This is a genomic window from Hafnia alvei, from assembly GCF_034424155.1.
Taxonomy (GTDB): Bacteria; Pseudomonadota; Gammaproteobacteria; order Enterobacterales; family Enterobacteriaceae; genus Hafnia; species Hafnia alvei.
Map to the genome: position 1 here is coordinate 1,260,677 of NZ_CP139992.1, position 14,749 is coordinate 1,275,425.

General features: G+C 50.1%; 14 protein-coding genes. 11 read left to right on the forward strand and 3 right to left on the reverse strand.

The window, feature by feature from the left end:
• Positions 1–4: 4 nt before the first annotated feature.
• The 9 genes from U0008_RS05870 to U0008_RS05910 are packed head-to-tail and all read left to right on the forward strand — an operon-like array spanning position 5 to position 10,647.
• Entirely contained in the window at positions 5–955 is a 951-nt protein-coding gene (locus U0008_RS05870; protein WP_043491786.1) for a lysophospholipid acyltransferase family protein, read from the forward strand.
• A gap of 9 nt (positions 956–964) precedes the next feature.
• Positions 965–3,103 (forward strand): peptidase domain-containing ABC transporter, encoded by a 2,139-nt coding sequence (locus tag U0008_RS05875; protein ID WP_043491760.1) that lies wholly within the window; start codon positions 965–967, stop codon positions 3,101–3,103.
• Positions 3,100–4,260, forward strand: coding sequence for an efflux RND transporter periplasmic adaptor subunit (locus U0008_RS05880; RefSeq protein ID WP_043491763.1), 1,161 nt, complete (start codon positions 3,100–3,102; stop codon positions 4,258–4,260). The genes U0008_RS05875 and U0008_RS05880 overlap by 4 nt, the downstream gene beginning before the upstream one ends.
• A gap of 14 nt (positions 4,261–4,274) precedes the next feature.
• Positions 4,275–6,218 (forward strand): MacB family efflux pump subunit, encoded by a 1,944-nt coding sequence (locus U0008_RS05885; RefSeq protein ID WP_043491788.1) that lies wholly within the window; start codon positions 4,275–4,277, stop codon positions 6,216–6,218.
• Positions 6,215–7,612 carry a TolC family protein gene (locus U0008_RS05890; protein WP_043491766.1) on the forward strand — a complete coding sequence of 466 codons (1,398 nt, stop codon included), beginning with the start codon at positions 6,215–6,217 and terminating at the stop codon, positions 7,610–7,612. Before U0008_RS05885 ends, U0008_RS05890 begins: the two co-directional genes overlap by 4 nt.
• Positions 7,602–8,855 carry a beta-ketoacyl-[acyl-carrier-protein] synthase family protein gene (locus U0008_RS05895; protein WP_043491768.1) on the forward strand — a complete coding sequence of 418 codons (1,254 nt, stop codon included), beginning with the start codon at positions 7,602–7,604 and terminating at the stop codon, positions 8,853–8,855. Before U0008_RS05890 ends, U0008_RS05895 begins: the two co-directional genes overlap by 11 nt.
• Positions 8,852–9,628: a MaoC family dehydratase gene (locus U0008_RS05900; RefSeq protein ID WP_043491770.1), complete on the forward strand. Its 777-nt coding sequence runs from the start codon at positions 8,852–8,854 to the stop codon at positions 9,626–9,628. The genes U0008_RS05895 and U0008_RS05900 overlap by 4 nt, the downstream gene beginning before the upstream one ends.
• Before the next feature lie 28 nt (positions 9,629–9,656).
• Complete coding sequence (locus U0008_RS05905; RefSeq protein WP_025800631.1) at positions 9,657–9,908, forward strand: phosphopantetheine-binding protein; 252 nt, start codon at positions 9,657–9,659, stop codon at positions 9,906–9,908.
• 1 nt (position 9,909) lies between these two features.
• Entirely contained in the window at positions 9,910–10,647 is a 738-nt protein-coding gene (locus tag U0008_RS05910) for an SDR family oxidoreductase (RefSeq protein WP_025800632.1), read from the forward strand.
• A gap of 32 nt (positions 10,648–10,679) precedes the next feature.
• Here the strand turns inward: U0008_RS05910 and U0008_RS05915 are convergent, their stop codons facing one another.
• From U0008_RS05915 to U0008_RS05925, 3 genes are all read right to left on the reverse strand, one after another.
• Positions 10,680–11,822 (reverse strand): HD domain-containing protein, encoded by a 1,143-nt coding sequence (locus tag U0008_RS05915; RefSeq protein WP_226930116.1) that lies wholly within the window; start codon positions 11,820–11,822, stop codon positions 10,680–10,682.
• Between the two features lie 107 nt (positions 11,823–11,929).
• Complete coding sequence (locus U0008_RS05920; protein WP_043491775.1) at positions 11,930–12,403, reverse strand: FidL-like protein; 474 nt, start codon at positions 12,401–12,403, stop codon at positions 11,930–11,932.
• A complete protein-coding gene (locus tag U0008_RS05925) occupies positions 12,396–13,145 on the reverse strand; it encodes a winged helix-turn-helix domain-containing protein (protein ID WP_043491777.1) in 750 nt (249 codons plus the stop codon). The genes U0008_RS05920 and U0008_RS05925 overlap by 8 nt, the downstream gene beginning before the upstream one ends.
• A gap of 169 nt (positions 13,146–13,314) precedes the next feature.
• Here U0008_RS05925 and U0008_RS05930 point away from each other — a divergent pair, with 169 nt between their 5' ends.
• Together U0008_RS05930 and U0008_RS05935 are read left to right on the forward strand one after the other, a co-directional pair.
• Positions 13,315–13,680, forward strand: a complete 366-nt coding sequence (locus U0008_RS05930; protein WP_025800636.1) for a FaeA/PapI family transcriptional regulator — start codon at positions 13,315–13,317, stop codon at positions 13,678–13,680.
• 593 nt (positions 13,681–14,273) lie between these two features.
• Positions 14,274–14,726 carry a GNAT family N-acetyltransferase gene (locus U0008_RS05935; RefSeq protein ID WP_043491793.1) on the forward strand — a complete coding sequence of 151 codons (453 nt, stop codon included), beginning with the start codon at positions 14,274–14,276 and terminating at the stop codon, positions 14,724–14,726.
• Positions 14,727–14,749 lie beyond the last annotated feature (23 nt).

Here is a 14,749-nt window from a genome sequence, read left to right on the forward strand (position 1 = left end):
GGCGATTACCCGGTTTCTGCTGGTGTGGATCGTTTTCAGCACCAAAAATATTGGCGGATATTTTCATCAAGTGATTCATCGCTTATTTTCCGCGCTGAAAACATTTTTATGCTGGGTGCTACGTTTTTGTAACGTGCGTCTTGTGCTGGCTATCGCTCGCGGGCTCTGTTTTTTGGGCGTGCTTGGGCGAGAGTTTCGCCATCAGAATCCGGTTGCGACTCAGAATTTTCACTGCTTAACAGGGCAAAAAGGGCGCATCGATGCGTCATGGATTGCGGTACGGCGCAAAATTCTTGAGGCCAGCGCAACGTGGGCACAAAACCCAAAAGTGCTACAGCAGCTTGCCGCCTGTACTCAACAGCTCGATGAGGCCGTAGCGCCACTTCGCCTGCGGAAAAATGCGGTCATATTGGCGCCGCTGCACAGTATTTCTGATGTGCTCGCTGCGATGGTAGCCGCTGGCGTAACACCGGGGCGTGCCAGCGTTATCGTGTCTTCCAGCGCTGAACAGTACAACGCCCGCGCGCGTGCCTTAGGGGGCGTGAATCTTTCCTACTGCTCTATTCATCAAGATAGCAAACAGCTGGCTTCCAGCCTGACTTCGTTGCTAAGCGACGTCGCGATGGGACATCAAAACCTCATCATTTTTCCCGATATTACGCCGGACTATACCGTGCAAACCGAAGAAGCCGCATCGGGGAAACTACGCTGTCGGTTATTTGGGCGCGTCGCGGGGCTGCATAGCGGTATTGTGCGTTTGGCGCGGGCCGTTTCTGCTCAGGTGGTTTTCTACCATCTCTATGAGCAAGACGGGCTGCGTATCCATATTCATGAGCCGGTAAAAGCGCGCGATGTGGCGGAGAAACTGCCAGAAATTATCGAGCAGGCGCTGCAAGAATATCCACATGATTGGCTGCTTTGGCATAGCCACTCTCTGTATTTTATCAATCAATAACTAATGATGATGAAACCAATAATACCCGATCTGATTTTTCAGGAAGAGACCAACGAATGTGGGCTGGCGTGCATTGCCATGCTGGCGCAAACGCAGGGACGAAAAACCGATCTGGACACGCTGAGAGCGCGTTTCCCCGCGTCGGACCATGGAACTTCACTGAACGATTTATCCACCATTCTGGCGAGTCTTGGCATTGCTTCGGCTCCCGTGCTTTTTGAGCACCATGAGCTCAGTGAATTGCCTCTACCTGCTATTTTGCACTATGGCGCGAGCCACTATGTCGTGTTGGCCTATCGCAAAGGCCAGCAGGTGTGTGTGATGAATCCCGCGATTGGCCAACAATGGCTACCCTTTGCCTCGCTGAAAACTGAAATCAGCGGCTATGCGCTCATTCTCGATCCACAAACGCGGGTTAACGCTGAGCAGAGCGCCGAAACAGGCACGACGAAAAGCACGTTGCCTCATGCGATGAGTTTGAAAGAAACGGCTGCGGTGCCCGGTATGTATGGGCTGATGTTGATAACGTTTTTGGTTTCTCTCACGTTATTTCTCATGCCTTCGATGGTCAGTAACGCCATCAATCAGGCGTTTGCTGAGGTGGGTAACAGCCGCTTCCCTTACGGTTGGTTTATTGCCGCGTTTATTGCCTCAACGCTGCTGGCGCTGGGTGTGCGCGTGATCAGCGAGCGCTTTATCAAACGTTTTGTCCTGCTCAACAGCAGCGTGGGTTTTTCGCGACTGCTCGCCAATCCGCTGCGGTTTTTTGAAAAACGCGCACCGGGCGACATCTTTAGCCGATTTATCGCTTGGCAAGGCGGGCTGTTGCAGAAAATCGAGCTGGATAACGGTTTGCGAAGTGACTGGGTTATCTGCCTTATCGCGTTGGGCATTATGTTTTGGATTGCTCCCGTGCTGGCGCTGATTTCAGGCGTTGGGGTGATAGCCATGGGGATGATCAGTATCTGGGCGGTTCTGCGCGATCGTTGGTATACCCAGCAGCTGCAGCTCAAAAGCGCAGTGCTCAATGACTTTTTCATGGAAACGTTGCAAGGCGTTTTAACCATCAAAACGGCCGGACTTGAGAGCCAGCGCAAGGCACAGTTTGCATGGTTCAGCCGCGATTTGTTTGGCTGCTTGCAGCGGCAGAAGGTCTATCAGCAGGTCAAAGAGGGGCTGTATCAACTGGTGGGCAGCCTTGAGATGGTGGTTTTCATGCTGGTGGTTCTGCCCATGGTGAATAACAAGCAGATCTCTCTGGGCGATTTTTTTGCCTATAGCTTCCTACGCCAGATTTTTAGCTCTTATGTGACGCGCATTTTCTTTTCGATTATTCAAAAATCACAGTTGCATGTGATTGATACCCGCGCCCACAGCCTGTTTTTGGCCGATGAAGATCAACATGCGATACCGCAAAGCACCGAGCTAAGTACCGTTGCGCCGCATGTGCGCTTCGAGCGGGTACGTTTCTATTACGATCCAGCGAAAACGATTTTCGCGGGTATTTCTCTCGATCTGCCTGCGGGATCGCAAATCGCGATTGTCGGCGAGTCAGGGGCAGGGAAGAGTACTTTATTGCGGCTGATTGCTGGGCTGTTCTCACCTCAAGAGGGCGGCGTGCTGGTTGATGGAAACCCGGTGCTGGCTCAGCAATTGGCATCGTTAGTGTGTCTGCAAAGCCAAGAAGACATTCTGTTTAATGCATCCGTTTTGGAAAATATCACCCTGTTCGATCCTCATTATCGCGACAGCGATCGCGGGCGTATTGAGGAGTTACTCACCTCTCTGGCGCTGTATCCGGTGATCCATCAGCTGCCCGGCGGTATCAATGCGCTAATCCGTGAAAGCCATGCCGCGCTTTCGCTTGGCCAGCGTCAGCGCTTGCTGCTGGCGCGTTCGCTGTATAGCTCGCGTCCCATTTTGCTGTTGGATGAACCCACGGCCAATTTGGATAACGAAACGGCACGTACCGTGATGGCAGCGGTTCAACAACATTGCCGTAAAACCGGCAAAACCTTGATTGTGGTCACTCACAGCCAGCACATTCTGCCGCAGTTTTCGCAGGTTTATCATCTACTTGACGGCGAGCTTAGGCCTGTCACTCCGGCTGAGGCCAAACCGATGGTTAACGTGGAGCTTTTGGCATGAAGCAATGGCGCTCTTTTGTCACCTCGCGCTGGCTGCTCGCGCTGCTTGCCGGAGCGATTATATTGCTGGCGGCGATCGGTCTTTCGCGGGGTTTTTCTGCGCCAGAACCGGTGATCACGGAGCAGGTTGATCGGGGTGACATTGAAAAAGTGGTTTTGGCGACCGGTACGCTTAAGCCATCGATGCAGGTCAACGTCGGGGCGCAGGTTAATGGGCAGCTACGAAAGCTGTATGTCCGTCAGGGTGACAAAGTGGAGAAAGGGCAGTTGCTGGCGGAGATTGACCCCACGCTGCAAGAGTCCGATCTGAGCAATGCAACGGCGCAGTTAGCCAGCGCCAAAGCGCAAAAACTGGCCTCGCAGGCCATGCTGGTGCGCTATCGCCAAGAACTGAACCGCCAACAAGCCATGATGCGTGATGGTTCGGGTGTGCGAAGCGATGTGGAGCAAGCACAGGCGCAATATGACGCTCAGCGCCAGCAGGTCGAGATGAATGATGCGCAAATTGTGCAGGCCGAAATGGTTGTCAAAACCGCCAACGCGAACCTGAGCTATACCCGCATTATTGCGCCTATCAGTGGTGAAGTGCTGGGCATTGTGACCAATGAAGGACAAACCATCGTGTCATCACAAACGGCTCCCACCATTCTGGTATTAGCCGTCCTCGACAAAATGCTGGTTCAAACGCGGATCTCAGAGGCAGATATTCAGAAAATACAGCCCGGTCAACCGCTGTGGTTTTATGTGATTGCCAACCCTGAGAAACGATACACCAGCCGGATGGGCTTTGTTCAGCCCGCTCCTCAAGAAGCTATGGAAGAGCAGGCAAACGGGAATAGTGCGGCAAGCCAGCAGGCCAACGCGGTGTATTACAACGGCACGTTTGCTGTTGATAACGCACAGCGAGAACTGAAAACCTCCATGACGGCTCAGGTCTTTGTGCGCGTCGCCGAGGCGAAGAATGTGTTGCGTGTGCCGGTTTCGACGCTGGGACGGGCACTGAGCACCGACAGCTACCTGATCACCGTGCTTGAAAACGGCAAGCCACAGCAGCGCAAGATCCGTATTGGTATCAACGATCGTCAGTTTGCTCAGGTACTAGAGGGATTACAGCTGGGCGACCGCGTAGTGATGCCAGCGGATGGGGCTCAGGGATGAGTGCGATAGCGAAGATGAATCCCATTATTGAGCTGCGTCACGTGTACCGCGAGTTTGTTGCCGGTAACCAAACTCACGTGGTGCTCAATGATATTACGCTGACGATTGCGCAAGGCGAGATGGTTGCCATTATTGGTGCCTCGGGCTCAGGAAAATCGACGTTGATGAACATCATTGGCTGTCTGGATAAATCCACGCGGGGCGAGGTTCTGATCAACGGGATTAGCGTTAACGAAACGGATAGCGATCGGCTTGCTGAGCTACGCAGCTGCTATCTCGGGTTTATATTCCAGCGCTATCACCTAATGCCCTATCTGACCGCAGAAGAAAACATCGCTATCCCCGCGTTGTATACCGCCATGCCCGAAAGTGAACGCAAAGCGCGTATTCAAATGCTGGGGCAAAAATTGGGTCTGAAAAGTCGCTTAGGCTATCGCCCAGCGCAGCTTTCTGGCGGGCAGCAGCAGCGCGTAAGCATTTGCCGCGCGTTAATCAATGGCGCGCAGGTGATCCTCGCGGATGAGCCTACCGGCGCTTTGGATAGCGTTAGCGGTAAGGCTTTAATGGGGGTTCTTCACCAGCTGCATGCGGATGGGCATACGGTCATTATTGTCACGCACGATCACGGCGTCGCTAAACAGGCGCAGCGCATCGTTGAAATCAGCGACGGTCGCATTATCGCGGATGAAATCAATCAGTCCTGCCCCGAAGATCGTTTAGCGCAGCACATTCCCGTGGTTCGAGATAACGGGCGAGCTTCGCTGTGGCGCAGCATTCATGAATCGATGCGGATGGCTTGGCGTTCTCTATTGGGGCATCGCATGCGCACGTTTTTATCCATGCTCGGCATCATCATTGGCATTTCATCGGTGGTGTCTTCAATGGCCGTGGGGGAAGGGGCGCGCCAGACCATCATGAATGAAATTGGCAAGTTAGGTAACACCACGCTAGAAATTCGACCGGGTACTGGCTGGGGCAGCAAGCGGCCTGATATGGAACGCGCGCTGTCGCTTAATGACGTGGCGAGTCTGCAAAAGCAGCCGTGGGCAGAGGGGGTATCCCCACAGGTGAGCAGCATGGCTACCGCAGTGCGCAAAGGCTACGACTCGTCGATGATGTTATCCGGCGTATCACAGGATTTCTTTGCGCTACAGGGCATTCGTTTTATTCAAGGCAATGGGTTTACCGCTCGTGATGTCGCCGAAGGGGAGCCGGTTCTGGTGCTGGATGAAACCAGCCGCGACACCCTGTTTCAAGATGGCGAAGATCCTCTCGGCCAAATTGTGCAGATTGCTGGCGCATCATGGCGCGTGGTGGGGGTGGCGGTGAAACCTGGGCCAAAAGTGGTGGGTGGATTTATGGCGGGATGGCTGCCCTATACTTCGCTGCAACAGCGTATTTCCGGTGATAAACCTTTGGAAGCGATCGTTCTGCGCTTTCAAGAGTCCTTAACGCCTCAGGATGCGATGCAGACCGTTGAGCATCTGCTGACACGTGAGCACGGGAAGAAAGACTTCTTCTCTCAAACCGACGACCAGCTCACCAAGGCGATGCAGAAAACCTCCGATTCGATGTCGCTGCTGATCACCGCGATTGCCGCTATTTCACTGCTGGTGGGCGGCGTTGGGGTGATGAATATCATGTTGGTTTCCGTAACGGAAAGAACCCATGAAATCGGGATCCGGCTTTCGGTGGGCGCGCGTCCCTCCGACATCATGCATCAGTTTTTAATCGAAGCCGTGATGATTTGCACCTTGGGCGGCCTTGTCGGGGTAGGGGGCTCGTGGATTGCGGCTCAGATTTTTGCTCTGATCACCGATGAGTTTTCGATGGCGTTCACGTGGCTTCCCGTGGCGATTGCGTGCGCGTTCTCTGCGCTTATCGGTTTGACCTTCGGTTATTTTCCAGCGCGCAGTGCGGCGAAGCTCAACCCAACTGAGGCGCTGGCTCGCGAATGAAACTTCATTACGTTATCTCCATCATTTTGCTGTTATCGGGCTGTGGCAACCTGACGCGCAGTGACTATCAGCGCCCACAGCTCTCTTATCCTACGCAGTGGCAGAAACAAATGGCGCAAGATCCCAACGTGTTGGCATCGGAGTCTGAAAACTGGTGGCAAGGGTTTAACGATCCGCGTCTGACGCGGGTGGTTAATCAAGTTCTTGCGAGCAATAACGATTTAGCCGCCGCGGCGATTACGCTTCAGCAGGCACGGGTTGCCGCTGGACTCACCAATACCAATTTAACCCCAGACGTTTCGCTCGGGGGATCGGCCAGTAATAGTCAATCGGTGCGTCACCATTCGGCGGCGCAGGAGAGCTACGCGGCGTCTTTGTCGATCAATTATGAGCTGGATTTGTGGGGGAAATTAGCTCGGGTGCGTGAGCAAGGCGAGTGGCAGGCCACCGCGAGCGAGCAAGATTATCGGGCGACGGTGCTATCAACCATTGGCACAACCGCGCAAATTTACTGGACCATCGCGTTGCTCAATCAGCAGATCGGCAATTTGCGCGATAGTTTGGATATTGCTGAACAAACGCTGGCGCAGATTGAGTCTTGGCATTCGGTGGGTAAAGTCGGTTTGCTCGACGTATTGCAGGCGCGCCAAACGCGCCTAAGTCGCCAGAATTCATTGCGGGCGCTGTTGCAGCAGCGCGAAGCCTCTCGTAATGCGTTGGCACTGCTTCTTAACCGTCCCGCAGAGCAGCATACCGATGAACTCGCCACGCTTAATACCGATCAGCGGGTAGCCATAGCCGCGGTAACGCCGCTGGCGGTCATTAGCCAGCGTCCTGATATTCAGGCGGCCGAGTCTCGGCTGCGTGCGGCGCTGGCGGGCTACGACGCTGCGCGTCTGAGCTTTTATCCTTCGCTCTCGTTGAACGCGACCATGAACGCCGGAAGTCAGGTTTTCAGCCAGTGGTTTAACAACCCGACCCGCACCGTGGGTAGCGCTGTCGCCTTGCCGTTTATTCAGTGGAACACCGTGCAGCTCACCATCGAACAGTCGAATTTGCAGATCAAGCAGGCGGCGGTGAAGTTTCGCCAGACGGCTTATACCGCGCTTTCTGAAGTGGATAACGCCATGGAGCAGCGGCTGAGTGCGGATGAGCAACGTGGCCGTTTACAGCAATCGTTAGCGTTAGGTAAACAGCGTTTAGCGTTGACTGAAAGCCGTTATCGAGCAGGTGCAGTGGACTACCAAACGTTGCTCGATGCGCAGGATGTACAGCTCACATTGGAAAACAGCCTGACGCAGGCGCAGTACGACTACCTCTATGCCACGCTACAGCTATGGCTGGCACAGGGCGGTGGAAATTCGGAACCAAGGACAATCAAAAATGCAGCGTAATAATGAGATGAGACGCGTTGTGGTGACCGGCTATGGCGCAATCACGCCTTTGGGCTCAAATGCACAGGCCAGCTGGCAGGCCATCATGGATTATCAGTTGGGCTATGGCTACGTGGATAAAACTGAACTGGGTATCAAGGCGCATTTTCTGGGGCTTATCGCGGAAGAGCCGAGTTTAAAAGGCGTACCGGCCGCGATCCGTCGGCGTTTGCCGCGTTTTGCTCGGCTGACGCTAGGCGCCGCGCGTGAGGCGATGAGCATGGCGTTTGGTGAAAGCTCGCCGCTCGATTTTTACTCTCCCCTGATGTGTGGCGCCATTATGGGAACCGGCTGGGGTGGACTCGACGAAAGCTATTATGCTGCCAGAGAGTTTGCCTTACAGGGCGTTTCCTCTCCGTTCAACTGTTTTTATACCATGCCGAACGTGACGTCGGCTGCATGCAGCCAATATTGGAATCTGCGTGGCTATCAAAATACCGTTGTGGCCGCGTGCGCAACGGGAACGGTCGCTATTGGCGATGCTTTCGAGGCTATCCGTAGCGGCCGCGCCAATATGATGCTCGCCGGTGCCGGGGAATCTCTAACGGGTGACGGTGCCGTGTGGAACATCGACGTGCTCGGCGTGCTGTGTCACGAGCCGAGCGATCCTCTGCGTGCAAGCTGTCCTTTTAGCGCCCAGCGTAACGGTTTTGTACTTTCAGAAGGTGCCAGCGTGCTGTGCTTGGAAGAGCGGGAAAGCGCGTTGGCACGAGGGGCCACCATTTTAGGCGAAGTCACCGGATACGGTAATTTCTCCGATGCCTTTGATTTTACCTCCCCGGCGGAAGACTGCGTGGCCCGTGTGGCCACGATCAAGCATGCGCTAGAGCAAGCGGGGCTGGCACCGGAGGATCTGGACTATATCAATGCCCATGGCACTTCTACGCCGCTTAACGATCTCAATGAAACCCAAGCGCTGAAGCTGGCTTTAGGCCAAACGGCGTATGCGATCCCAACGTCGAGCACTAAATCATATTCAGGCCACCTGATTGCTGCCGCAGGCGCTTTTGAGGCGATTATCTGTTTACAGGCGATGCAACACCAGATTATGCCCGCAACCGCGCATCTGACGGAGCCTGATCCTTTGTGCGATCTCGATTATATCGCTGAAGGGCACCGAGCTGGGCGAGTGACGCGTGCGCTGAACCTGAGTTTTGGCTTCGGCGGCGCGAATGCAGCATTGATTCTGGAGCAGCATCCGTGAATTCCGTTCAATACACTTTGGCTGATGCCAACCGCTGGGCTGAATTCTCCGGTGACTATAACCCGATTCATTTTGATCTTGAGCAGGCACGACTGCGTGGTGAAGGTCTTAGGGTTCATGGGATGCGCGCACTGCTGGATATCAAACAGGAGATTGCACGTGCGGCGTTGGGCTTGGATGAGTCGGCGGCTTATCTGCGCTGCGTCGCGCGATTACGCCAGCCGGTGTGGTGCGATACGCCCTATCAACTGATCCGTGCGGGACGAAAGGCCTCCATTGTTCACTCAGATTCAGGGATAGCGAGCATGTCATGTCAGGTGAGCGCCGTGCAGTCTTTGGTCGATGGTTATAAGGGGGAAAGCGGAACGCTTGAGGCTGTGGATATCATCCGTCATGGGCAGACGTTTTCTGCCTTACAGCCGCATACCCAACAGTGGCAATTTTTGGACGCGCTGCTGTTTCGCTACCTGATCCATGATAGCGGGCTGCTGCGCCAGCAGGTACTTTGCCACTATTTCCCCGAGAATGCGCAGGCATCATTTGAGGCGATTTTTACCCAGTTTCCTGTGGTTCAGACCCATCAGGAACTGGTGTTCGATCGTCGCTTGCTTGCTTCATGGGAACCCTCGATTTCACCTGAGGCGCTGGTTATCCACATTGAGCCAGCGCTACTCATCAACGATGCACCGGGCAGCGCGCTGGTGCGAATTGCCGCACATACACACTATCAGCATGCATTTATCAGCAATGCGATTACGTTAAAAATTGGCTAATTAGCCGCTGAATAATAAGGGAAAAAACATGAGCCAGTATGATGTTATCTATGAAAAAGTGAGTGAGATGATTGCCGATGCCAAAGATTTAGAGTGTGAAGATATTCAGGCCGATGCGCCTCTAGCGCTCCTTTCGCTGGATAGTTTGGACTACGTGGAGTTGATCATCTTAGCCAAGCGAGAATTTGGTGTGACCTTAACCGCCGAACTCTTTATTCAGCATCCGAATATTACGCTGCGCGAAGTGTGTGAGTTTATCGATAAGGAGTCAGTGGCCTAACATGACGCAGAAATGGGTATTGATCACCGGCGGAAGTCGCGGAATCGGGCAGACGCTGGTCACTGAATTATTGCCGCGGTGGAATGTGGTGTTTACGGGGCGCAGCGCTGAAAGTCTAGTGGGGACGCAGAGACGAGCCGAAAATCTTCAAACGGACACCTGGGTACAAGGCTATGCCTGCGATGGGAAAAATGAGCAACAGGTTGCGCAGCTGGCTCAACGATTAATCGATAAATTTGGCGCGCCGAGCGCCGTTATTCACAATGCTGGGGTGACGCGAGACGCACTGCATATACATCAAGACGCTGAAATTTGGCGAGATGTGCTGGAGACGAATCTGGTGGCGATTATCAATTGGAACCGCGTGTTGCTTCCGGCGATGATGCTGCAAGGGCAGGGGGCGATAGTATTGATGTCCTCGGTGAGTGCGATTAAGGGAAACCGTGGGCAGACGGCCTATGCGGCGAGTAAAGCGGCGATGATGGGACTGGCGCGTTCGCTGGCGTGCGAAGTGGGCCGTTTTGGCATTCGAGTCAACTGCTTGGCGCCAGGCCTTATCGATAGCGGTATGACTCAAGCTATTCCTGAATCTAAGCTAAAAGCAATGCGTCAGGAGATCCCGCTGCGCCGCTTGGGGCACCCACACGAAGTCGCTAAAGCGGCAGAGTTTTTAATCGGTGAAAATAGCCATTATTTAACGGGACAAACGCTTATTCTCGATGGCGGGCTGTCCGCTTAATGGCCTGAGTATTCGATCGATTAAGTCTGTTTTTATTCATGCTTTTCGCGATTTAACGCGTGGTTGAGTTTATCGATATGTTGCACCAATGCGCGTCTTTCACGCGTCGTTACCTGATAGATTTGTACCAACATAGCGGCGTGAACGCTGGTTAGACGAAAAAGGGCTGGCGAAATTTCATTCTGCCGTACGGCCAGTTTTAAATCAGCGATAAGCCCATGAGTGGACAGTTTTTTTTCTAGCACCAAAGCGGTTCGATGACTGACGTAGAGAATCTCTTGCTCGACAGGGCCGCTCGCTCTTTCTTCTTTAGAGGATGACTGCATCATGCACCATTCAGCGATATCACTCATTCCTTCAATGGGCTGAAGTATTTCCCAAATATGCTGAGGGGAGTGCGGTGAAGTTCGATCGAGACTGCCAATGTTGTGCAAAAATCCAGCGATTTCTGTTTTTAGGCACTGTGTAGGGGGAATGCCCGCTTCTTTCGCCAGATAGCCGGCGAGGCGTCCTACAACCAGTGAATGGCAATCATCATCTTCGCTGAACTGATCGATGATAAATGCCAGTAAATTCATGATATCGCGAAAGTTATGCAGCGAGATTGTATTGTTATGAATCCGAGGGATTTCTCTAATGTAATCAAGATAGTTAGAGGATTGAATGACAGACCAAAAAACATCACGCGCAGCGATTTTTGTAAAGGCCTGAATAAATTCAGGTTTATACAATACATTGATACCTTCCTGAATTTTCTTTGTCAGCACATCCCGCAGAGCAAACAGATCTTGGTGGCGATATTGTGCCAGAAGCACATCAATACGATCGGCCAAGTAGATAATATGGCTTTCTTCGGGAACCTGCTCGCCGTCAATAATGCTGCCGGTACCGTAATCCCAGCAGGTGTGATGATAGCGGACAAAATCGCTAAGCGGTTTGAATAGCGGAATATGGGCTAATAACAGACCACCAATAAGTGCATGATTGTTATGATCATTATCATAATAGCTGAGCGGCGCTAGCCTAGATTGCTCATTCAGGCCGCCGATATCATGTAATAGCGCAGCCAGCAGCGTTTGACGACAGCTTGCGGGTGAGAACGAAGCTTCTTTGGCTAAATGCCATGCGATGAATGCCGTTCGAACATGATGCATGTTCAGTTTTGGGTTTATCATATCAATGGTTTTAGATATGCAGGCTAATGTTTGTATTAGGTTTATATCCATGATTATTTTTATTTGAGGTGAGTGATTTTTAAAATATTACATTAAATAATAGTAACTTATCTTACATGGCAACCATACTGCGGAAAAATTGAGTTACCGAATAGCATGACGCCATCATAAGATTTGTTAATGTATATGATGCGGTTTTTGTCACTGTTACTAAAAAAAAGGTCAGAGGCGGTATTATCATCAAGGTTATCGGAGTCGTACCGAGAGGTGTTTATTGCAGTAACTTTATAGAGGTGAAAGGCTTTATTGTAGGCTTTGTAGGTGATCTGGATGCTTCGCGAAATAATGTATCGATCATTATTGCGGGTTAATAAACCATCAATATTGATAAAGAGATAGTTTTGTGATGCCTCTATCGAGAGCATACCCGTTGAGACGGTATGCACATCGTTAATGTTTTGCTCAATAGAGAAGTCCGCATCGCAGATAAAACTATCGGGTGCATGATATTTTAATACGGCCCATAAAGTCACCACTGTAGAGCAGAGAAATATGATAGATATATAAATTTTCTTATGCATTTTTCTTTTCTCTATAATAGTGGCTTGTACACCTTTTCTTTTCTTCATCACATTCTGTAATGAAAATCTGGATGTTGGTTCCTAGAACACTATTTCGCTGTTTTTTATAAATGTAGAGCTTTTTCTTGCTAGAACAGTCAAGTTTATCTAAGGACAAATGTCCCAACCGCTCATTATTCATCACATCATTAAACGGAAGGTTTGAAGGTATAAATATAATACAGCTTTCTTTGGTGAACTTTTTAATTTCTACCTCTTTATTGTTATCAGCGACTTTAATAATAACCGTGAGTAACAAAAAAAGAAGGGTGATTATTGTTGCTGATATTGGTATAGGGCGCAACCAAGAATTCGTTTTTTCAGTTTTTTCTTGCTTTATCGGTGTAGGTGTAAAAAAAGAATTGTATTCTTGATCGCACGTAATGATCGCATCTTCAGCAATTTTAAAACCAATTCTTGGTACGGTAATGATGATGTTTTTTTGAATGCCGAGATGGCTCATATTTTTTCTTAACGTAGAGATATACTGGTTGAGATTGCTGTTAGATGCTCTTGCACCATATTTATCAAATACGGACTGAAATATTTCCCCACGAGAGAGAATATCACTACGGTGATGCAGTAACTCAGTAAGTAGACGATTAGAGGTTTGTGATAGTTCGATACAATCTCCGGTAATAATATTGACCAGTGACGCATCTTCAGTATCAAAGGTGACAAATCCCTCTATATCGAACCTCATGTTAATCTCCATACTAAATCAAGTTTTTTTAGCTTGGTTAGGTTTTTTATATAAAAAACACATAAATAGTGGATAAAAATATCGTTATTATTGATTTTTTTGACTAATCTTGCTGCCTGTGCGGGCGAGAAGCATACTGGGATTCATTTGATAACAAGGAGCTCGGCAAATGAAACTTGAATCTTATTCTTCTCATCCTTCTTTATTGTTCCAAGGACAACGTGTTCCACAGGATAATCTTAGAGTGTTGGCGGCAGCAATGAATTTAAGTAACCACATGATGGTTAGCGTGCCGGAACAGGGATTGATTCTCCGTTTATTAGAAAGAGATAGAACAGGGGGGCTATCTACAAGGCAATTAGCCGAACTATGTGAAGTCTCGATTTATAGAGTCAGGCATTTGCTTCTTCCTTTGGAAAAAGAGGGGAGAATTGCTAGGGATAAAATGCAAAAACACCATCGGTGGTTTTTATCTGAAGAGTCTGTAGAAATTGCAAACGATTCTAACAAGGCGGTTTTTTGTTTGCAACAATGAAGGTTAACTCGGAATCATCACCTTAATATAAAAAAATTAAATAATGAAGATCTCGCAGATTTACAAGAATGTTCTTATTTTATGATTTTTGCCATGTGGCGCAATGTCGCTAGCGTTTTTTAATCATGTTTAATATTGTCATTATGTGTTTTTTCTGAAATGTAAATATTAAAAGATGCCATTTTTATTTTTTCATCAGTCGAGATGAGAATGAAAACTAGAATTTCCAATCTGCATTGATGGTTTACAGATTTCATTTGATGATTTTGATAAAAAGCTAATATAGCTTTAATGTTAAAATTGCCAATTGAGAGTTCGTTTAACTTTTATAACATTGGGCTAGTGAGAGGGATACTTTTCTAACAAAAGATGAAATGTGCCCTTTTTTTTGGGCAGCGTGTGCCGTGAATATGACTACCGCGCACGTTGTTATGAATTTGCTCACGCCGAGTGGTTAATGTGCTGCCATAAGTTTGAGGGCAGAATTGTGTATGCACCCGTCACTGACTAACCTTCTAGGCTGTTTTGTATTTCACTTTCAAGCAATGCGGCGTAGTATCTCCACCTTGATTGTTTTCTAACCACCATTTTATATGATCCAAATATTGCCGCTGTCTGAAGTTCCAGAACACTGTGAGTTGATAACTGATTGGTTATTCACGTCTTTTGGCAGTAAAAATAGCCGAGATTTTTTTGCCAGCATTGTGCGTAGCAGCCTGCGCGCTGAAGGTTTGCCGATAACCTTTGTGGCTTTGCAAGACGAGAAGCCAGTGGGCACCGTGGGATTGTGGCGCTGTGATTTGATTAGCCGCCAAGACCTATTTCCATGGCTGGCCGCACTTTACATTGATGAAGGTCAGCGTGGTCAAGGATTAAGCGTTCAGCTACAGCGTTATGTGGAGGACTTTAGCCGCCAAGCCGGATTTAAAGAACTTTATCTCTACGCGGCCTTTGCAGATTATTACGAACGTTTTGGTTGGCAGTATATTGGCGACGGACTGGACTATCCTGACCAGCCCGTGCGTTTGTATCGGAAGGAGATCTAACTCAAACGGTTTCCTGATCGTTT

Bases quoted from the DNA above. Each gene is read 5' to 3' on its own strand.
- U0008_RS05930 (WP_025800636.1), top strand. From the start codon at position 13,315: ATGAAACTTGAATCTTATTCTTCTCATCCTTCTTTATTGTTCCAAGGA.
- U0008_RS05885 (WP_043491788.1), top strand. From the start codon at position 4,275: ATGAATCCCATTATTGAGCTGCGTCACGTGTACCGCGAGTTTGTTGCC.
- U0008_RS05905 (WP_025800631.1), top strand. From the start codon at position 9,657: ATGAGCCAGTATGATGTTATCTATGAAAAAGTGAGTGAGATGATTGCC.
- U0008_RS05935 (WP_043491793.1), top strand. From the start codon at position 14,274: ATGATCCAAATATTGCCGCTGTCTGAAGTTCCAGAACACTGTGAGTTG.
- U0008_RS05910 (WP_025800632.1), top strand. From the start codon at position 9,910: ATGACGCAGAAATGGGTATTGATCACCGGCGGAAGTCGCGGAATCGGG.
- U0008_RS05920 (WP_043491775.1), bottom strand. From the start codon at position 12,403: ATGCATAAGAAAATTTATATATCTATCATATTTCTCTGCTCTACAGTG.
- U0008_RS05875 (WP_043491760.1), top strand. From the start codon at position 965: ATGAAACCAATAATACCCGATCTGATTTTTCAGGAAGAGACCAACGAA.
- U0008_RS05895 (WP_043491768.1), top strand. From the start codon at position 7,602: ATGCAGCGTAATAATGAGATGAGACGCGTTGTGGTGACCGGCTATGGC.
- U0008_RS05925 (WP_043491777.1), bottom strand. From the start codon at position 13,145: ATGAGGTTCGATATAGAGGGATTTGTCACCTTTGATACTGAAGATGCG.
- U0008_RS05890 (WP_043491766.1), top strand. From the start codon at position 6,215: ATGAAACTTCATTACGTTATCTCCATCATTTTGCTGTTATCGGGCTGT.
- U0008_RS05915 (WP_226930116.1), bottom strand. From the start codon at position 11,822: ATGATAAACCCAAAACTGAACATGCATCATGTTCGAACGGCATTCATC.
- U0008_RS05880 (WP_043491763.1), top strand. From the start codon at position 3,100: ATGAAGCAATGGCGCTCTTTTGTCACCTCGCGCTGGCTGCTCGCGCTG.